Genomic DNA, 19,428 nt, shown 5'->3' on the forward strand with positions numbered 1-19,428 from the left:
ACGGATAAATACATTCTTTTATTTTTATCGAATGCGTTTCTGTACTAATTTAACATAGTTTTTTAATTTAATCAATGATAATAAGATAAACCTTGGTTTCGTGCTGTACGAAATCAAGGTTTTTTTGTGTTGAATGGAGTAAGATGGGGGAGTATATCGATTTATCGGTAAAAAACTACTACAAAATAAAAAAGCTTGGGGCTACCCAAGCTTTTTTCACTTCATTATTTCTTTTCGTCTTTTTTAGCGTCAGCTTTTGGTTCTTCGAAAAGATCTTTCAAATCTTTATCGTCAACTTTTACGTCAGCTTTTTTGATTTCTTTCATCATAAGATCATTCATAAATTGAGCATCTTGTGTTTTTTCTTGAACTACTTCTTTTTTGATGTCAGCTTTTGCTTTATCGAAAGTTGCGTCAGCATGAGTCTCAGTTACTTTAATGATATGGTAACCATGCTGTGTTTTTACTGGTTCACTTACTTCATCTTTTTTCAGCTTACGAGCAGCTTCATCGAATTCTTTTACCATTTTATCTGGTCCGAAGAATCCTAAGTCGCCACCTTTTTCTTTTGAACCTGGATCTTCAGAGTACTTTTTCGCTAACTCTTCGAAAGATTTACCTTGTGCAAGTTCTTCTTTCACTTTTTTAGCAGTCTCTTCATCTTTTACAAGAATATGGCTTGCTTTAATTTCTTGCTTATAGTCCTCAAATTTTGCTTTTAAGTCTTTATCAGTAATTGCTTTTTCAATCGCTTGTTCTTGAGCTAATGAAGCGCGAACGCCATTTTTAACTGTTTCTTCTTTAAGGCCTTGTTGTTTCATTAGTGTATCGAATTGGTCACCGACTTGCTTTTTCATTTCATCGAACTTTTTGTCTACTTCTTTTTCATCGACTTTGTAGTTTTTAATAAGTACTTTTTCCATAACCATGTTATTTAGTACTTGTTTACCAGCTTGTGTCTTCATTTGATTGTAGAACTCTTCTTTAGTGATGTCACCAGCTTTAGATGTAACAATTTTGTCTGATGATGTTCCACATGCTGATAATGCGATTACACTTGTTGCGGCTAAGGCAAGCATAGCTTTCTTCATTCAATAAACACTCCTACTATTATGTATTTTTAATTTATCCCATACGAATGAAGAAACGCCTTATGATAGGTTATTTTCGTTCATAAGAACCTGATTAAGTCTCACTGATGTCTTTGCTTTTTTTATATGTAAAAGCACGCTTAACAGGGCTTACCGAGGCTTTAGGATAAAGTTTAGATGCGTGTCGTTTATTTCATAGTATAAGCAATATGTACAAAATTTAATATATCATATTTCGACGGGTTTTCCTATTGATAAAGAAATTTTAACCAGTTTGTGTCAGATTTTGAAAGGGTACCATATTGGGCGCATGTCGCATATACAGAAAAGAGGAGGGGATGGGGGATGAATTCAAAACTTATTTTATTACTTGTACTGTTTATTTTATTAGTTATAGTAGGTATAATTTGCTTATAGAGGAAAAAATGAGGAAGGGGCTTCCTTCCTCACTTTCCATGAAATATAATTTCTACATAACTAGAAATTAATAGAATGGTAATACATACATTAATAACTCGAAAGACACCGGGCTGGCGGCTCGCAGATATTTGTTTTCGCTCACACAGTGTATGTGTCATGAAATTCGTGTAAAATATAACAAGAAGTGCGAATGCAACAAAAACAACGGTTATAAGAGTCATGAGGCGAGACCTCCTTTTGGCTAAAATACATATACTTTATATATTGTATCATACGATATTTTGTTCGTGTTACAAAATTCAGAAATAGAAGACTTTGTGTTAGGAAGCGAGGGAGAAAATGGACGTTGTAAGAAGACTAGAACAAGCTGAATACTACGTAGACCTACTATTTAAAATGATTGATGAAGAAAAGTGTCCATTTTATTCTTTAATCATAAAGAAAAAAGCTCGTAAAAAAGACATTGAACGTATACTAAAACTTTGTGAAAGACTGAACGAACAATATGTAGTGGAGAAAGCAGAAGGCCTTCTATTGTTTGATGCGCTATTAGATCAATTTGAAAAAGCGCTTCCACATCAGCTCGAAGTACACGAAACTGCGGAAGCGCTAGCAAAGCAGGGCTTATTTGTGCCACTTATGAATGAATTCTTACGCATGATTGCGAAAGGATAAATAGATTATTTCTTAACTAATTTTTGATCGGTCTCCGTAAAGTTCTCCTCAATATTCTCTAATGATTTCTCAAAAATATCGATGAAGTCCTGTCCGTAAATATTGCGAAGGATCGCAATAAGTTCGATATTTTCTGGGAACTTACCGTAAAAATTACGAAGTTCAAGTGCCCCATTAAAAACAGAATTATTTTCAGGGTCATACTCCTCCATTAAGCGAAGTAGTAATTCTTCCCCTTTGTCTGTAATTTCAATGTACGTATTTCGTTTATCATCTTCTTTTTTAGAGAATACAAGATAGCCGCGTTCTTCTAGCTTTTTAGAGAAGTTAAACGCCGTTGATACGTGCATAACTCCAAACTTAGCAATCTCAGAAATAGAAGCCCCTTTTAAATGATAAGCGATTGATAAAATATGATGCTCGTTAATGTTTAAATCGTAAGGTTTAATCCATTGTTGCCAATCTTTCTCTACGCATTTCCATAACGCTTTCGATAATTGAGCAATACGTTGGCTGAAAATCATCGCTTCTTTTACCGAGTAATTTTTTTCTCCACTTTTCATTTACTCACCCACTTTAACATTCTTTTTTCATTATTATCTATTATGCCAGTAAAATAAAAATTAATAAAGTCTTTTTGTGAGAATTGTGAAAATTTTTCGGAAAAATAACATTCTATACAAATCATGCATAACTATGGAAGCGTTTTATGAGTCGAGAATACATGTGTTGTCTTTACATGTTAAGGGATAACATATATTGTAAATGCATAAAAACACGGCATATCTATGTGATATGCCGTGTTAAGGTCAATTCGTATGAAAAATATTTGTTATATGCAAAAAACTAAGCAGGAATATGTTTACGCTTTTTCTGGAACGGCTTCTTGTAGTTTCTCAATTGACTTTTGAATATCTAAAATTTCTTTTTCGATATGTCGTTTGTTTTGAGAAATATCTTGTTTCCAGTTAGAAAGCGTGTCATGCATATCGTCTTTTAGTTCTTGGAATACTTCTTTACCTTCTGAAGCAGTTTCAACGATTTGACGCTTTAATAACTTCGTATCAGCTGTAATATCAGCTAATGTTTTTTTAATATCAGTTCCTTTTTCTTTCAGCTTACCGCGCATAGCTTTACCAGAAGAAGGAGTTGAGAAAAGAACGGCTAGTCCAGCAACTGCTCCGCCGCAAAGTACACCTGTAATAAAGGATTTAGCTTTTGACATAAAAGGAAACCTCCTTATTTTTCGTTCGTATTCATGATGTATAAAAGTGTGCATATCTTTAAGACAAGGGGAAGAAAAGTGAGCTTTTCTTTCTTGTACATGCTATGCACAAAAAATCATACCCCCGGCATTTTTTGTGAAGAAAGAAGCCATACAATAAATGCCAGAGGAATCGGCTTGTTATGTATTACTTCTTATTATAGTGGCACTATTTCACACTATTTGCAATTGTACTTGCGATGTTTTGTAAATTTTCCATTGTGTATTCATTTTGGTGTGATTTCCAAACAGCACCGAAACCATCGTTTTCACCGTAGCGTGGAATTAAATGAAGGTGGAAGTGGAATACAGTTTGTCCAGCTTTCTCGCCGTTATTGTTAAGTAGGTTGAAACCAACTGGATTAAATTCTGCTTTCATTGCATTTGCGATTTTTGGAACGACCGCAAAAATATGTGATGCGATTTCTGGCGTTAACGCAAAAATGTCTTGTTTGTGAACTTTCGGAATAACAAGAGTATGTCCTTTTGTTACTTGACTAATATCTAAAAATGCAAGTACATGTTCATCTTCGTATACTTTTGAGCAAGGGATTTGCCCGTCAATGATTTTACAAAAAATACAATTGTCCGCTGTATGATTCATCGATCTCATCCTTTCAAATAGTCTTAGCCGTATTTTACCATAATTACATAGGAGAACAAACACGAAAAACAGGAAGCTGACTCAGCTTCCTGTTTTCTGAAGAGGGATTGAAAAAGCATTTTTTATAATTTACGGTTCGCAGACACCTCATTTATTTAAGAAATGCACGGTAAATCGGCTAAAGTTTCTGCCGTAGACACCCCATTTTCAAGTGAAATGAATTGCAATCTTTTTTTAAAATGAAATTGTTTATTTTTTAAAACAGTATATGCTCTTTCGGAGACACCCCGTTTCGAAAATGAAACAAATTATCTGGTTATGTGTAAATTTCATTGTCCAACTTGGACACCCCATTTCATGATGACTTCACTATGTTGTTGTACTCATCAATTGGTGGTTGCTTTTTCAATGTGTTCCTTCTTCACTAATTATGATGTCCGCTTTCGTAAAAATATATGCCAAGAAATTTAAATTTTTTTTTGAAGGCATCGATACTATGTAGTGCACCATGATTTTTGGTAAGATGAATATATACATTTCTTACAAAAGTGAATGAATATAAATGAAGAAAGTGGTGTCGTATGAGCGAGTTATTGCGTGTAGAAAATGTTACAGGAGGATATACGAAACGACCTGTACTGCAAAATGTTTCGTTCTCTGTTAATAAAGGCGAACTTGTTGGCTTGATCGGTTTAAATGGAGCCGGGAAAAGTACGACAATTAAACATATCATCGGTTTAATGGAGCCGAAAAAAGGAACTGTCACAATTAATGGGAAAACAATTCGTGATGATATGACAGCGTACCGTTCTAGTTTCTCCTTCATTCCAGAAACGCCAGTATTATATGATGAGTTAACGTTAGAAGAGCATTTGAAATTAACAGCGATGGCGTACGGTGTAGATGAAAAACAATATGAAGAACGCGTAGGACAACTATTACAAGAGTTTCGGATGAAAAATCGTTTGAAATGGTTTCCGTCTCATTTCTCAAAAGGGATGAAACAAAAAGTGATGATTATGAGTGCATTTTTAGTTGAACCATCACTTTACATTGTGGACGAACCTTTCGTTGGGCTTGATCCGTTAGCGATTCAATCACTTCTTCAAATGATGGATCAAATGAAAAAGAGTGGTGCGGGCATCTTAATGAGTACACATATTTTAGCGACAGCAGAGCGCTATTGTGATTCATTCATTATTTTGCATCAAGGTGAAGTGAGAGCGATGGGAACATTATCAGAACTTCAATCCGGGTTTAATATGCCTGGTGCAACGCTTGATGATATTTATATTGCGTTAACGAAGGAAGAAGATTATGAATAGCACAGCGTTATGGAAAGAACGATTTCGGCACTTTCTAAAAGAAGTTCGTACATATAGTAAATACGTATTTAATGATCATTTGAAATTTATTTTCGTATTTATCATCGGCGCAGGAGCGTATTATTACCAGCAATGGTTACAAACGTTAACACCTTCGTTTCCGACAGCGTTTGTTATGGCAGTCTTACTTGGCCTCGTATTAACAGCTGGGTCCATCCAAACGTTATTAAAAGAAGCGGATCTCGTGTATTTGCTTCCAGTTGAAGAAAAGTTAAAGCCTTACTTTACGAAGGCATTTCTCTTTACGTTTATGATTCAGTTATACATAATCGCAATGGTAGCAGCTGCGCTTGCCCCGTTATATTTCCAGCAAATGAAACAAACAGGTGCCAATTACATATGGATTGTAATCGCGTTTGTCATTGTAAAAGCGTGGAATTTATTCGTAGCGTGGGAAAAATCATTTTTAACAGATCAAAGCGTTCAAAAAGCAGATTGGTTCATTCGCTTTATCTTAAACGGCTTATTTGTGTACGTCCTTGTAGAACGTACTTCATTCATTTTTACCGGTGTAATTGTCTTTCTTATGGCACTATACCTTGCTGTTATGCATCAAAAGGTGAAAGGAAAGCCGATAAACTGGGAGTATTTAATTTCTGAAGAAGGTAAAAAAATGATGCTGCTGTACCGCATTGCGAATATGTTCGTTGATGTACCAGCGTTAAAAGAGAGAGTATCACGTAGGAAATGGCTTGATTTCATTCTTTCGATGATTGGTGAGAAACGTACATATTTATACTTATATACGAGAACATTTTTAAGATCGGGTAACTATTTCGGATTATATATGCGTTTACTCGTTCTTGGGGGAATTATTCTTTACTTCATCCCATTTTTATATGGACGTTTTATCGTAAGCCTTGTTTTCTTATACTTAATCGGCTACCAGCTCTTAACCCTTTGGAAACATCACCGTATGAAAGTTTGGCTTGATTTATATCCGGTAGGGGGAGACGAGAAGAAGAGAGATTTCCTTACTTTATTAAATGCGATTCTTATTATCGGCAGCGTTGTATTTACAGTTATATTTGCACTTGCGACGAAAGATTTCATAATGACCGGCATTTTATTTGTAGTAAGCATATTATTTAGTATTGGTTTCGTTTATCAATACGGTGCAAAGCGCATTGAGCGTTTAAACTGAAAGGAATGAACCTATGATTACATATGAAGAGAAGGTTATAAAAGAATTGGAGCAGTGGAAAGCTACATTCATGAAAGATTCTTCTATGATGACACGGTTCTCTAAAAAAGTGCAGGTGAAAGTGCAACAACTAGTGCCCGCGAAAGTGCAAAAGGTACTAACAGAAACGATTCGGATGATGGTGCAAACAATTAGTGCTGGATCAAACTTCATAAAACCGAAGCTAAAAGAAACGAACTGGTCACTGCAAAGAAGAGACGATGAAGTACGTAAAAAAATGGATGAGTACAAAAAAGTCGCAGCGGCAGAAGGGGCAGGAACAGGAGCAGGTGGTATTCTCCTTGGCCTTGCCGATTTCCCGTTATTACTTACTATTAAAATAAAATTTTTATTTGATGCAGCAACATTGTACGGATTTGATACGAGTAAAAAAGAAGAGCGCCTTTTTATTCTTCACGTTTTCCAACTTGCTTTTTCAAGTGACGATCACCGAAAAGAAGTATGGAAAGCGATTGAAACGTGGGATACAGAAGAAGAAAATCATATGGACTGGGAAAAGTTCCAAACAGAATACCGAGACTATATCGATTTAGCAAAAATGCTCCAGCTCGTCCCGATCATCGGTGCCCCGGTCGGAGCGTACGCAAATTATCAATTGTTGCAAAGGCTTGGGGAAGTGACGATGAATTGTTATCGTATGCGATTGCTTAATAGAAATTAATTTGTTTTACAAAAAGTATCCTAAATTACACATTTAGGATGCTTTTTGTTATTTTTATTCATATTTTTCATCTTTTTACCAATAATATACAAATAGAGTTACTTGAGATTACTTTACTGTATTTAGGGGTGCAAATATGAAAGTATCAATTTTTATCACTTGTGTGGCAGATGTTTTTTATCCAGAGGTCGGAAGTGATGTCGTCGAAATTCTTGAAGATTTAGGGTGTGAAGTTGATTTTCCAAAAACTCAAACTTGCTGCGGACAACCTGCTTATAATAGCGGGTATGTGAAAGAAACAAAAACAGCTGCAAAACATATGATTGAAGCCTTTGCTAGTTCAGAATATGTTGTGGCACCATCGGGGTCTTGCGCTATGATGGTTCACGAGTTTTCTAGCTTATTTTCTGAAAGTGAAGCAGATTGGAAGAAAAAAGCTACTGAACTTGGAAATAAAACATATGAATTCACACAATTTCTAGTTGAAGTGTTAGGGAAAGAAGATTTAGGTGCGGAGCTTCATAAAAAAGCAACGGTTCATACATCTTGTCATATGAGCCGATTAATGGGGATTAAGGAACCACCGCAAAAACTATTAAAGTGTGTAAAGGGACTGGAAGTTGTTTCATTGCCGCATAATTATGATTGTTGCGGATTTGGAGGGACATTCTCGGTGAAAATGCCAGAAATCTCTGAGCAAATGGTTGAAGAAAAAGTAAAGCATATTATGGAAACCGGTGCGGAATTGTTAATCGGGATGGATTGTAGCTGCTTAATGAATATAAAAGGACGTTTAACACGTAATGGTTATCAGATTGATGTAAAACATATTGCTCAAGTATTAAATGAAGATCGAAAACAAGGGGGGATATAGAGATGGGAATGAAAATTGGGAACGATCCCTTTCATAAGCGTACTGCAACAGGTATTGGGGATCAATTTATGCGACAGGCTGTCAGGAAAGCGCAAGATGGTCTGAGAGTCAAGAAATTAAAAGCTACTGAGAGTCTTGGGAACTGGGAAGAATGGCGAGCTTTAGGAGAAGAAATTCGAAAGCATACATTAGAAAACCTTGATTATTATTTATATGAGCTGAGTGAAAATATTGAGAAAAACGGTGGTTTCGTTTATTTCGCAAAGACTGCAGAAGACGCAAGGGAATATGTAAAAGAGATTGTAAAAAAGAAAAACGCGAAAAAAATTGTGAAATCAAAATCGATGGTAACGGAAGAGATTAGTTTAAATGAAGCGATTGAAGAAGCTGGAGCGTAAGTGTTAGAAACAGATCTTGCTGAATTTATTCTACAAGTGAACGACCACGATCCTCCCTCGCATATTGTTGTTCCATGCCTTCACAAGGATAAAGAACACATTTGTGAAATATTTAAAACAAAGTTAGATTATACTGGAACATCTGATCCTACGGAAATGGCGAGGTTTGTAAGATCGTATTTACGTGATGATTTTTTTGCAGCGGATATAGGGGTGACTGGATGTAACTTTGCTGTTGCAGAGTCTGGATCAATTTCTATCGTAGCAAACGAAGGAAATGCAAGACTTACTACGACACTTCCAAAAACGTTGATTACAGTTATGGGGATGGAGCGTATTGTTCCGACGTGGGAAGAGCTTGATGTTTTAGTAACACTTCTATGCCGAAGTTCTGTAGGACAAAAGTTAACAAGTTATATTACAGGGTTAACTGAGCCTGGCGGGACGGATGGACCTGAGGAATTTCATTTAGTCATTGTTGATAATGGCCGTTCCGATATTGTAGGAACAGAATTCCAAAGTGTCCTTCAGTGCATTCGTTGCGCGGCATGTATTAATGTGTGTCCTGTATACAGGCATATTGGTGGACATGCATATGGCTCAATTTATCCAGGACCAATTGGAGCTGTGTTGACACCGCTTTTAGGGGGATATGATGAATATAAGGATTTACCTTACGCATCTAGCCTGTGTGGTGCTTGTACAGAAGCGTGTCCAGTGAAAATCCCGTTACATGACTTATTAATTAAACATCGTAGCCGCATTGTAGAAGAAAAACAATCACCTGTAGCTTGGAACGTGGCTATGAAAGGTTTTGAAAAAGCGGTGAAGAGTCCTAGACTATTTTCTTTTGCAGCGAAGAGCGCTCCGTATGCATTAAAACCTCTTGCAAAAGGGGATAAGATCGAGCGTGGAATTGGGCCGTTAAAAGCTTGGACGGATGCGAGAGATTTTCCAGTTCCGAAAAAACAACCGTTTCGAGAGTGGTTTGAAAAACACGAAAAGGAGAACAATGATGGCCATCCAAAATCGTGAGGAATTTTTACTCCAGTTATCAGAAAAGCTTGGTAGGAAATGTCCAGAAGCAGTGAAAAAACCGAACTGGTCTTTTTCCCCGCAGTGGGATGTTTTTGACGGACTGGCGCAAGATGAACTTGTATTAAAGTTAATAGAGCACTGCGAAGTGATTCATACAGAAGTAAAGCGAACAACAAAGGAAAACCTTGTTGAAACATTGGGGTCTTTTATAACAGATTGGAATATCAAATCTGTTATATGTTCGAATGATGAGCGCTTTAATGAGTATGGTCTTACGCCATGTTTCAGCAATGAAGGAACAACACATTTTCGTACATGGGGATTAGATCATAAAGAAGAGGACGTAAAATTTGCGAAAGCTGCTGACCTTGGCATTACGTTCAGTGATATGACTTTGGCAGAATCAGGAACCGTTGTACTATTTAATGATGGGTTAAAAGGAAGGCATGTTAGTTTGCTTCCAGAGTCATATATTGCAATCGTTCCTAAAAGTACGATCGTACCAAGGTTAACCCAAGCTACAAAACTGATTCATGATCAAAGTAAAGCGGGAGAAAACTTGCCGGCTTGTGTGAACTTCGTTTCTGGTCCGTCAAATAGCGCGGATATTGAAATGAACCTTGTGGTAGGTGTGCATGGGCCAATTAGAACAGCGTATATTATTGTGGATGATCAATAATGATTTACGTGTGCGACAGAGCGCCCGCGCATACGAGTTGGAAATATAAATGAAACATTATAAGAGTACTGAAAATAGAAAGCGCTGGCTGTTAAATATAACCGGGGCTTTTTATTTTGCGTGCCCAGGTTATTAGTTTTTAAGTTCTAAATTTTTTGAATGAGACATAGAGCTTATACGATATTCTCCGCCACCATATTCTACATCCACAGAGAAAGTTTTACTTTTGTCATCTTTAACATGTCCATTTATAAAAACTGTTTGAAAATCATTGGGAGCAAATTTATGACTTGTAAGGGTTACTTCTAAATTCTCTTTTTCTTTGAAATATTCAATTGTTACTTTTTCTGCTTTATTAACTATTTGTTGTTCATCATTTTTTTTATCTATAGTACATCCTCCTAAAAGTATAAGTGTAAAAATAATGAATAATCTTATACCAAATTTTTTCACGTAGAATCACTCCATTAATATTGCGTTATATTTCTTTTTCCTAAATTTTATACCCACTGAACATTGTGGTGGGATATAAAGAAAAGGCACTTTAAAAGAGTGCCTTTTCCTTTATTATTTTAAATGTAAATTTTCACTTGTAGAGATTGAACCTATTGTATATTCATCTCCACCGTATTCTATTGTAATATTAAATGTTTTGCTTTCATCATTTTTTATATAGCCGGAGATAAAGATACCTTGTAAATCACTTGGACCAAATCTATAATCAGTGATTACTACATCTAAGTCTTGTTTTTCTTTGAAGTATTGGATTGTTCTTTCTTGTGCCCTTTCAACTATTTGTTGTTCAGTATTTTTTTTATCTATAGTACATCCTCCTAAAATACTTAAAATAAATGTAAAGAATAGAAAAAAACTAATCTTTTTGATTTTAATATCCATATTTATGCTCCAATAATGACATCTTGATTATATAAAATATCGTGATAGAAGGAATGTTTTTAGGGAAAAAAGCACTCACTTTTTCTGGTAGCGGGTGCTTTTTAGTTTTCTTTCTTATAAGGAATACTCCTGAATGAAAGAAGCAAACTTAAATAATTATGTTGACGTGAAACTATTAGATTTAATGTTTAAAATCAAAATTATTAGACGCTGAGATAGAACCAATATGATAATCATTAGCGTATTGGACTGAAGCGGTAAACTTTTTACTTTTGTCATTTGTTACATAACCTGAGATAAGGATAGTTTGAAAATCTTTTGGTCCAAATTTATGTTTGGTAATTGTTACATCTAATCCCTCTGTTTCTTTGAAATATTTAATAGTTTCTTCTTTTGCTTTATCAATTACTTGTTGTTCTTGTTGTTTTTCTTGTTTATTTTCCATAGTACATCCTCCAAAAATGGTAATTAAAATAATTAATATCAAAGAAAATAAAACTTTTTTCTTTTTATTTCCATGATTCTCCTCCAAAAAATGTTATTCTAATTTTTAGAATAACCTAAATTTTACGGGAGGGGAATGGTTTGAACAATAATAATCAAGTATTAGATGTTACGTATTATGAATTAGCCCAGAGGGCATATGATGATGATGAAACACTTCAAGGTAAAGTTGTGCTTAAAGATAGTGATAAAAATCTGATTCAAGAATGGAAGGTAGAAAAAACATTCCACGACAAACAAACCGGAATGGACGCAGTAGCCTTTGAACGAGATGTGGATGGCAAAAAGCAAGTTATGGTAGCTTTCCGAGGTACAGAAGGGGATAAAATTATAGAGAAAAACTCTTTAGGCATTCCGATGAAGTCAGGGGAAGGCATGAAGGATTTAAAAACGGATACCAATCATTTTGTATTACGAGAAGGTGTTCATGAACCAGCAGCACCTCCTGTAGCAGGGACTGAGAATGAAGGTTCAAAGAAATATTGGAATGAAGAGAATCAGCGCTGGGAAACACACAATCAATTCGAACAGGCTGAAAGGGTCATGAAACAAGTAACGGATACATACAAGGACAGGGATGATGTGGAGATATATACGACGGGTCATTCGTTAGGGGGAGCTTTAGCGGAATATGCAGCGGCATCTAATGATAATGTAAGATGTATGTCATGGAATGCGCCGAGTGCAAAACATTTGTTACCGCCTGATTTACAAGAAAAAGCAAATAATGGTGAGTTTAATAATAGAATTGTAAGTGTTGTTCACGGAAATGATTCAATTGGCTATGGACCATTTGGTGCATATGAAAGTCATATAGGCTCTACTTATGCGGTAACCCCACCAATTTCGAAAGAAGAAATGTCAAAGCTATCATTACAGCAAAAGATCGGGATGGATGTTACTCGATTTTTGAATTCGATAAGTGGCCCTGGTTATCACTATCAAACAGATCAGAACTTCCGGTTTGGAGAGAATGGGTCTTTATCCAATAAATACTTGTTAAATGTAGACACGAATGAAAGAGTTTATGATTCACCAGGCGCGTTATTAGGCGGGGGAGAAATTCGTGTAGTGGTAGAGAATTTAGAACAAGCTGTAAGAGATATGAAGCGAAACGCGCAAGAATTTCAAGATAGAGTACCGAGGTTAATTTCTAATATGATGACATTATTAGAAACGGCTGAAAGTAGACGGGTAGAAGCTAAAGTAAATAATATACGTGCACATGTAGAGCATTTAAGTTTTTGGTACATACGAACAGCAACGGAAATTTCAGATTTTATTGAGAAGAAAGCCGATGATTATAAGAAGACAGATCAACAATATTAAGGGAGAAGATTAGGATGCCGAGAATTTACTTAAATGAAGAAGCATTGAACCAAGCCTTACAACAATTTGACCATATGATTCAAGACTTAAATCATAATAAAAGAGTTGTAAGTAATGTACATAATTTACTCTTATCAAGCTGGTCGCAACTTGGAGTGGGGAAGAAGGCCATTAGCGATTTAGAATCTTTTAAAAAAGATATCGAAAGAAGGATGGAAGAATTAGAGTCTGATAAAAGAGAGTTAAAGGGTGCGATTGATTTATTAAAAGCGCTAGATCAAAGTTATGATTACATGGGGCCTAAATATTAAATTACAAGAAGCACTCACAAAGGTGCTTTTTGTAGTTTAACTGGATTAAAGATTATTGTAGTCATTATTAAGGAATATGATCCTAGATCCATAATGTAGATTGAAAAAGTAATATACAATTTTGAATCAAACTTGCAAACGATGATTTTTTATTTTACAATTTACTTACCGACCGGTAAGTAAAAATAAGTGAGGTACAGTATGACAAAGAATTTACAAACATCGCAAAACATTGTAGAGGCATCATTTAAACTCATGGCAGAGCACGGTATTGAGAAGATGAGCCTTTCTATGATTGCGAAAGAGGTAGGTATTTCAAAACCGGCTATTTATTATCATTTTTCTTCTAAAGAAGCGTTAGTTGATTTTTTATTTGAAGAAATTTTTTCTGGGTACCATTTTGCAAGTTACTTCGATAAAGAGCAATATACGAAAGAAAACTTTGCAGAAAAATTAATTGCCGATGGTTTACATATGCTCTCTGAGTATGAAGGACAAGAAGGCATACTACGCGTCATAAATGAATTCATCGTAACTGCATCGCGAAATGAAAAGTATCAGAAACGCTTATTTGAAATACAAGAAGATTTCTTAAATGGTTTCCACGATTTATTGAAGAAAGGTGTGGAACTTGACGTTGTGTCACAACAGGCAACGGAAGAAAATGCTCATACGTTAGCGCTCGTGATCGATAATATGAGTAATTACATGTTAATGGGATTCCAGTTAAAGTATAAAGAAATTTGGATTCGAAATGTGAAAAACGTCATGAAGGAGGAATAAAAGTGAAAATGCAAAAAAACTGGTGGCTCGGTTTTCTTGGATTTATTGGCATTTATCCCGCATTAACGGGCAGTAAGACCCCCACCTCAAAATTCAGCGAAAGCAAAGAAGTTAGGTGGGGGATCAACTGCCCGTAAAAGCCCGATTGGTGAGGGCTGATTAAAGTTTCACTTTATAAAATACCAGGTATGATTGAAGCTTTTCAAGCGGATGGAAGTTGGATGAAGTTAATCGGCTTCACTTGGCTACTTTGGTTCGGATATTTTATTCCTGAGAAGAAAGATAAAGAAGAATAAATACTAATTTTCTGTAAAGTTATGTAAAATATAGATTGAGAGTATTCGTATATTAGATTAATAGATTTGGAGTGGTTACATGGATCCATTGAAAAATGAAATTCATCCTGACATGGTCAAGGTGTGGAAAGTTCGTGCTGTAATTGAAGAAGGGATAGGTATTCTCGTCATCTTAGTATACCTTTTCCTCATGATAAAGTTTGATTGGTGGGCGTGGATTTTTTATGTGATGGTTGGGTTAACAGTTGCGCTAGCACCATTTTCGTACTTTTTATTCCCGAAACTACGTCAGCGTTATTATAGCTATCAATTAAATGAAGAAGAGCTTGAAATTCAGCACGGTCTTTTCGTTGTAAAGCGCGTATTAGTACCGATGATTCGTGTACAGCACGTTACAATTGAACAAGGACCAATTATGAGAAAATATGGATTAGCAGAATTACATATTTCAACAGCGGCAACTTCTCACAGCATTCCAGGCTTAACGATGTATGAAGCAGAAATGTTAAAAACGAGAATCGCAGAATTAGCGAAAGTGAGTGATGAGGATGTATAAGAGGCAGCATCCCATTACGATGTTATTAGAATTAAAAATAACAGACTTTATACCATTATTTATTTTCATGTTTAGTTTAAATGGAAAGTTTCCATTTTGGTATTTAATTCCCACTGGATTCGGTTTACTCACCGTCTTTTCAGCGTTTGAAAAATGGTATTACACAACATACTGGGTTGAAAATAACGTATTACATGTGAAACAAGGGCTCTTTGTGAAGAAGGAGAGCTACTTAAATAAAGAACGTGTCCAAACGATTAATACGAGTTCAAACGTGTTATATCAAATGCTCGGTTTAAAGAAAATTCAAATCGAAACAGCTGGTGGAGGCGATGATGCCGAAGTAAGCCTAGCTGGTATTACAGAAGATGAGGCGAAGGAGCTTATTTCCTTACTAAATGAGCCAACTCCAGAAGTAAAAGCAGAAGAAACATCAGAAGAAGTAGTGGAAAAAGAAATCGTTACAGAGGAAAAGCAAGCGACAGAATACAAATTAACTTGGAAAGAAATTTTATTAGCATCTGTTACATCTGGGCAGTTTGGATTGCTATTTTCTTTAATATTCTTCGTTTATAACCAAGTGGATGAATACATTCCGAAATGGATAAAAAATAAAGTAGAGTCATATGTAATGGATCATGATATATACGGCTGGATTTACATGGTAGCTATTTTACTTGTCATTTCTTGGATGATATCCACAATCGGTTATGCGTTAAAACATGGAGATTTCACAGTGAATCGAAGAAATGATGAAGTCCGCATTTCGCAAGGATTACTTGAGAAAAAAGAACTCGTCCTAAAGTTACATCGTATTCAAGGTATTACGATAAAAGAAAGTATTTTACGTCAGCCATTCGGTTATTGTGCTGTGCAAGTAGAAGTCATTCAAAGTAAAGGACTGGGTGACGAAAAAGAAAAAGTTACACTGCATCCTATCATTCGAAAAGAGCGCGTACAACAGTTACTTGCACATTTACAATTACCATACGAATTGAATACAAACATTATTTCATTACCAAAAGCAGCATTACGTCGTTACTTAATTGATAGTTTTATATTCTTCGCAATGCTAGCAATCCCGCTTACTGGAATAAGTATATACTTTGAAAAGTATTACATCATGTGGGCGTTGATTCCACTCGCGATCCTTATCTTTACACTTGGATACGGAACGTTTAAAACAAATGGTTACGGTGTAAACGGAGAACAAATTACGATTGTACATCGTAGTATTGGGAAACATACAGGGCTTGTAAGAAGAAGACACGTCCAATCAATTGAAAAAACACAATCATATTTCCAGCGCCGAGCGGATTTATGTACGTATACGTTTTCTAGTGCATCATCGAATTATAAACTAGAGCATACGAGAGTAGAAGATGCGGAGAGAATGCAGGATTGGTATAAGAAGAGAATAAGTGAGAATTAATTTAAAAAAGCTTGCCTATTATGAAAGGCAGGCTTTTTTGTTATGGAGAAATGAATAGTTTGATTCATATATGGGTGCAAATACAGCTCACATTTCTCAATACGTATCAGAAAAAAAGTAGTACCTTTCTATTTCAGGGAAATTCGTGAAATTTTTGATATAAATGGTATACTAATATAGAAATAATATTAGGAGGTTATATATGATAAGTCAGTTGAAAAGAGAAGCACTTGATGCATTAAAAGGAAAATGGGGATTAGCGGTAGGGGCAACCTTATTACTTGGAATCCTTATTGGAGCTGTTGAACTTCTAATTACAGGTGTTTTCTCGATGTTTTGGGGTTGGGAAGAAGCAAGTGATTCGCTTACAGTAAGTATTATTGCAATGCTTGTTATTGGTCCGTTAACAATAGGCGCCTACTATCTTGTTTTAAATGTAATCCGTGAGACTAGTGCTCGCATTGGTGATTTATTTAGATGGTTTAGCGATGGAAGTAAGCTTATGAAGTCGTTTTTAACATATTTACTAATGTATGTATACTTGATGCTATGGACATTACTTCTTATTATTCCGGGTATTATTAAATCATTTTCTTATTCTATGACGTATTTTATTTTGAATGATCGTCCAGAATACACAGCGAATCAAGCGATTACCGAAAGTCGCCATATGATGAATGGACATAAAATGGATTACTTTTTACTATGCTTAAGTTTCCTTGGCTGGTTCATTTTAAGTATTCTTACTTTAGGAATCGGTTTCTTATGGTCTGCACCTTATTTCTACGCGACATCGGCAGCATTTTATGAAGAGATTTCAAAAGAATATTATAAAAAAGAAGGTACTAGCTTCTAATAAACCACCTAAACCACTTGTCCCTTAAAGAATATAGGGAACAGACGGTTTAGGTGTTTTGATATGTGTTCTGTTTTCGGGTTCACTTCAGGATAAGGTATAGGTTTTTATATAGAAATTATTCCCTCTATGTTTTATCATAGAGGGTTATTTTTTCATGTAAAAATGATAGAAAATAATGAATAATATATGTGAAGGGAAAAGTGAGGTGAGCATGATTGAGGAAATTTTTAATTCCGTATTCCCATTCTTTATTAAGCTTATTTATTTCAATGACGATAGTTCAAATATACGATGAGAAGGGGATTTTCGAAGGAGGGCTATTTTCTATTTTTACGAATCTTTTTATTGCTATGGCCAACATGTTGGCTGCTACTTTGATAATTGGAATCCCTGTTGTTTTAGTTGGCTGTCTTCTTGGGGAGATATTGTTTAGGTGTGTTATTTTACCTGTAAAGCTACATTTTATTCCATCCTTAATTTTATATATTCTCTTAGCTATAAGTATTGTTTTTGGTTATGAAGTTATATCTGACGGGTTCCCTACAATATATGAAAATACGCGTATTGTTGTAATGATGTACTTTATGGGACTAACTGTCATTTGCTCTATTACATTTTTAGTAAGCAGGACTACATATGAAGAGAAATAAGGTGATTATATGAAATACACTTGTCCATGCTGCGGATATAAAACATTAGAAGAAGAACCACCAGGTACATATGAAATCTGTAACATATGTTATTGGGAAGATGATCCTGTTCAGTTTAACGATCATGACTTTGAAGGCGGAGCAAATGAGGTTTCGCTAAGACAAGCGCAGAAAAATTTCATTGCATTTGGTGCTTGTGAGGAATGTTTTGTTGAATCAGTTAGAAAACCGACTGGTGAAGATATGAAGGATGCTAGTTGGAAGCAAATTTGTTAAGTGGTTTATAGGTAGAAAATGTTATTACTTATAGAAAGAGAAGTAATAACATTTTTTATTTAGTGATTAAAGAATTGGCAACGTCTTATAAAATAAAACAATAAAGCTGATAGGGTGGTAGGAAGACCAGCGTCGAAAAATGCTTGAAAACTAAAGGATAGGAAATCGACTCGTTAAAATTGTATTTCGCATTTATGGGAATATTAGGAATTTATATAAATGTATAGATGTATAGTCTACGGAGTGTATTTAATGTTATCATATTGGATGATATGGAAATTTTTAATAGAAGAAGCAACTAACAATTCAAAGATAATGAAGCCTATATTGAATAAAAAAATACCTAGTAGTACTGAACAATATTAAAAATAAAATACGTATTTAGATAGAATTAGTAGAAATGAGGGTTTAAAAAGGAATGAACACGAGCATAACACGGCAAAAGATTTTAGCCGCCGCTTCTCAAATTGTTCAATTTAAAGGGGTAGCTAAGTTAACTTTAGAAGCAGTAGCAAAAGAGGCAGGTGTAAGTAAAGGTGGATTATTGTATCACTTTTCAAATAAAGAAGCTTTAATAGAAGGCATGATACTTAAAGGGACAGAGGAGTATCATGGTGCTATTCATAATAGGGTAACGGAAGACACAGAGAAGAAAGGAAGGTGGATTCGTTCTTTTGTAGAGGAAAGATTAAGTAATGAGAAAAGAACAGAAGAGTTGTGTAGTAGTATGATGGCAGCATTAATGCTAAAACCGGAATTACTTGAGCCATTACAACAAGCATTTCAGCAATTGCAAACTAAAATAGAAAATGATGAAATGGATTCTGTTTGTGCCACAATTATTAGATTAGCAGCTGATGGATTATGGTATTCGGAATATTTAGGGATTGGAAGACTAAGTTCTGAATTAAGAGAAAAAGTGATTCAAGCTCTTATCAATGCTTCCTATAAGTAGAATATACAAACTATAGAATAAAAAATAATTCCCCATTGGTTTATTTAATCCGATGGGGAATTATTTTTTTATTAGAATAATAGAACAATTTTGCAGGGTGTTGAATTATAACCGTCCAGACGGTATAGTAATATTTGGTTCAAAAGGAAAATGAAACAAAAAAAGAATAAAAAAATATTTTTAGCACACTATTCGAAAGGATAGGCCGCAAAGCTTAGAGTCTACGGTAATATATTGGTTACTAAGATCGTCTGGTTGCACATTTTTGATGCAACCGGACGGTCTTT

Annotated in this window: 24 protein-coding genes, 1 pseudogene and 1 riboswitch; of the genes and pseudogenes, 17 read left to right on the forward strand and 8 right to left on the reverse strand. The window is 35.2% G+C overall.

Going from position 1 to position 19,428, the window contains the following annotated elements:
- Window positions 1-224: 224 nt before the first annotated feature.
- Together prsA and JFU54_RS21355 are read right to left on the reverse strand one after the other, a co-directional pair.
- Window positions 225-1,091, reverse strand: a complete 867-nt coding sequence (gene prsA, locus JFU54_RS21350; RefSeq protein ID WP_201066274.1) for a peptidylprolyl isomerase PrsA — start codon at window positions 1,089-1,091, stop codon at window positions 225-227.
- A 446-nt stretch (window positions 1,092-1,537) separates the two neighbouring features.
- Window positions 1,538-1,732 (reverse strand): hypothetical protein, encoded by a 195-nt coding sequence (locus JFU54_RS21355; protein WP_000172693.1) that lies wholly within the window; start codon window positions 1,730-1,732, stop codon window positions 1,538-1,540.
- A gap of 118 nt (window positions 1,733-1,850) precedes the next feature.
- Here JFU54_RS21355 and JFU54_RS21360 point away from each other — a divergent pair, with 118 nt between their 5' ends.
- The gene (locus JFU54_RS21360) at window positions 1,851-2,186 is read left to right on the forward strand and encodes a YhaI family protein (protein ID WP_002087170.1); all 336 of its coding nucleotides are present in this window, start codon (window positions 1,851-1,853) and stop codon (window positions 2,184-2,186) included.
- A gap of 5 nt (window positions 2,187-2,191) precedes the next feature.
- Here the strand turns inward: JFU54_RS21360 and JFU54_RS21365 are convergent, their stop codons facing one another.
- From JFU54_RS21365 to JFU54_RS21375, 3 genes are all read right to left on the reverse strand, one after another.
- Window positions 2,192-2,749, reverse strand: coding sequence for an HTH-type transcriptional regulator Hpr (locus JFU54_RS21365; RefSeq protein ID WP_002011118.1), 558 nt, complete (start codon window positions 2,747-2,749; stop codon window positions 2,192-2,194).
- Window positions 2,750-3,048: 299 nt separating this feature from the next.
- Window positions 3,049-3,411 carry a YtxH domain-containing protein gene (locus tag JFU54_RS21370; RefSeq protein WP_002011120.1) on the reverse strand — a complete coding sequence of 121 codons (363 nt, stop codon included), beginning with the start codon at window positions 3,409-3,411 and terminating at the stop codon, window positions 3,049-3,051.
- A 208-nt stretch (window positions 3,412-3,619) separates the two neighbouring features.
- Window positions 3,620-4,054: an HIT family protein gene (locus JFU54_RS21375; RefSeq protein ID WP_001016832.1), complete on the reverse strand. Its 435-nt coding sequence runs from the start codon at window positions 4,052-4,054 to the stop codon at window positions 3,620-3,622.
- A 581-nt stretch (window positions 4,055-4,635) separates the two neighbouring features.
- On the opposite strand from JFU54_RS21375, the gene ecsA reads away from it, so the two are divergent.
- The 6 genes and pseudogenes from ecsA (at window position 4,636) to JFU54_RS21405 (ending at window position 10,293) form a co-directional block, all read left to right on the forward strand.
- A complete protein-coding gene (gene ecsA, locus JFU54_RS21380) occupies window positions 4,636-5,379 on the forward strand; it encodes an ABC transporter ATP-binding protein EcsA (protein ID WP_001292616.1) in 744 nt (247 codons plus the stop codon).
- Window positions 5,372-6,583 (forward strand): ABC transporter permease, encoded by a 1,212-nt coding sequence (locus tag JFU54_RS21385; RefSeq protein ID WP_201066276.1) that lies wholly within the window; start codon window positions 5,372-5,374, stop codon window positions 6,581-6,583. The genes ecsA and JFU54_RS21385 overlap by 8 nt, the downstream gene beginning before the upstream one ends.
- 13 nt (window positions 6,584-6,596) lie before the next feature.
- Window positions 6,597-7,304 carry an ecs operon protein EcsC gene (ecsC, locus tag JFU54_RS21390; RefSeq protein WP_002030211.1) on the forward strand — a complete coding sequence of 236 codons (708 nt, stop codon included), beginning with the start codon at window positions 6,597-6,599 and terminating at the stop codon, window positions 7,302-7,304.
- A gap of 136 nt (window positions 7,305-7,440) precedes the next feature.
- Entirely contained in the window at window positions 7,441-8,178 is a 738-nt protein-coding gene (locus JFU54_RS21395; RefSeq protein ID WP_201066278.1) for a (Fe-S)-binding protein, read from the forward strand.
- Between the two features lie 2 nt (window positions 8,179-8,180).
- Window positions 8,181-9,611, forward strand: a pseudogene (locus tag JFU54_RS21400) (LutB/LldF family L-lactate oxidation iron-sulfur protein).
- Window positions 9,592-10,293, forward strand: coding sequence for a LutC/YkgG family protein (locus tag JFU54_RS21405; RefSeq protein WP_201066280.1), 702 nt, complete (start codon window positions 9,592-9,594; stop codon window positions 10,291-10,293). Before JFU54_RS21400 ends, JFU54_RS21405 begins: the two are co-directional and overlap by 20 nt.
- Window positions 10,294-10,425: 132 nt before the next feature.
- On the opposite strand, the gene JFU54_RS21410 is transcribed toward JFU54_RS21405, so the two are convergent.
- The 3 genes from JFU54_RS21410 to JFU54_RS21420 all read right to left on the reverse strand — a co-directional run bounded on the left by JFU54_RS21410 (window position 10,426) and on the right by JFU54_RS21420 (window position 11,635).
- A complete protein-coding gene (locus JFU54_RS21410; protein WP_201066281.1) occupies window positions 10,426-10,746 on the reverse strand; it encodes a hypothetical protein in 321 nt (106 codons plus the stop codon).
- Window positions 10,747-10,860: 114 nt separating this feature from the next.
- A complete protein-coding gene (locus JFU54_RS21415) occupies window positions 10,861-11,190 on the reverse strand; it encodes a hypothetical protein (RefSeq protein WP_201066283.1) in 330 nt (109 codons plus the stop codon).
- A 181-nt stretch (window positions 11,191-11,371) separates the two neighbouring features.
- Window positions 11,372-11,635 (reverse strand): DUF1433 domain-containing protein, encoded by a 264-nt coding sequence (locus JFU54_RS21420; protein WP_374100977.1) that lies wholly within the window; start codon window positions 11,633-11,635, stop codon window positions 11,372-11,374.
- A gap of 140 nt (window positions 11,636-11,775) precedes the next feature.
- On the opposite strand from JFU54_RS21420, the gene JFU54_RS21425 reads away from it, so the two are divergent.
- From JFU54_RS21425 to JFU54_RS21465, 10 genes are all read left to right on the forward strand, one after another.
- Window positions 11,776-13,023 carry a lipase family protein gene (locus JFU54_RS21425; protein WP_098219282.1) on the forward strand — a complete coding sequence of 416 codons (1,248 nt, stop codon included), beginning with the start codon at window positions 11,776-11,778 and terminating at the stop codon, window positions 13,021-13,023.
- A gap of 14 nt (window positions 13,024-13,037) precedes the next feature.
- Entirely contained in the window at window positions 13,038-13,334 is a 297-nt protein-coding gene (locus JFU54_RS21430) for a hypothetical protein (RefSeq protein WP_001137435.1), read from the forward strand.
- Between the two features lie 201 nt (window positions 13,335-13,535).
- Window positions 13,536-14,117 (forward strand): TetR/AcrR family transcriptional regulator, encoded by a 582-nt coding sequence (locus JFU54_RS21435; protein ID WP_201066287.1) that lies wholly within the window; start codon window positions 13,536-13,538, stop codon window positions 14,115-14,117.
- A gap of 2 nt (window positions 14,118-14,119) precedes the next feature.
- Window positions 14,120-14,254, forward strand: a complete 135-nt coding sequence (locus JFU54_RS30105) for a hypothetical protein (protein ID WP_277956409.1) — start codon at window positions 14,120-14,122, stop codon at window positions 14,252-14,254.
- Between the two features lie 238 nt (window positions 14,255-14,492).
- Window positions 14,493-14,969, forward strand: coding sequence for a PH domain-containing protein (locus JFU54_RS21440; RefSeq protein ID WP_201066289.1), 477 nt, complete (start codon window positions 14,493-14,495; stop codon window positions 14,967-14,969).
- Window positions 14,962-16,401, forward strand: coding sequence for a PH domain-containing protein (locus JFU54_RS21445; RefSeq protein ID WP_201066293.1), 1,440 nt, complete (start codon window positions 14,962-14,964; stop codon window positions 16,399-16,401). Before JFU54_RS21440 ends, JFU54_RS21445 begins: the two co-directional genes overlap by 8 nt.
- Before the next feature lie 202 nt (window positions 16,402-16,603).
- The gene (locus JFU54_RS21450) at window positions 16,604-17,257 is read left to right on the forward strand and encodes a DUF975 family protein (protein WP_002125792.1); all 654 of its coding nucleotides are present in this window, start codon (window positions 16,604-16,606) and stop codon (window positions 17,255-17,257) included.
- A gap of 218 nt (window positions 17,258-17,475) precedes the next feature.
- Window positions 17,476-17,910 carry a hypothetical protein gene (locus tag JFU54_RS21455; RefSeq protein ID WP_002087154.1) on the forward strand — a complete coding sequence of 145 codons (435 nt, stop codon included), beginning with the start codon at window positions 17,476-17,478 and terminating at the stop codon, window positions 17,908-17,910.
- 9 nt (window positions 17,911-17,919) lie between these two features.
- Window positions 17,920-18,186 (forward strand): CPCC family cysteine-rich protein, encoded by a 267-nt coding sequence (locus JFU54_RS21460; RefSeq protein WP_159146329.1) that lies wholly within the window; start codon window positions 17,920-17,922, stop codon window positions 18,184-18,186.
- 418 nt (window positions 18,187-18,604) lie between these two features.
- Window positions 18,605-19,141, forward strand: coding sequence for a TetR/AcrR family transcriptional regulator (locus JFU54_RS21465; RefSeq protein ID WP_012260521.1), 537 nt, complete (start codon window positions 18,605-18,607; stop codon window positions 19,139-19,141).
- A gap of 172 nt (window positions 19,142-19,313) precedes the next feature.
- A riboswitch (cyclic di-GMP riboswitch) is annotated at window positions 19,314-19,404 on the forward strand.
- Window positions 19,405-19,428: the final 24 nt, after the last annotated feature.

It is taken from the genome of Bacillus sp. TH19 (assembly GCF_016651075.1).
Classification (GTDB): Bacteria; Bacillota; Bacilli; order Bacillales; family Bacillaceae_G; genus Bacillus_A; species Bacillus_A mycoides.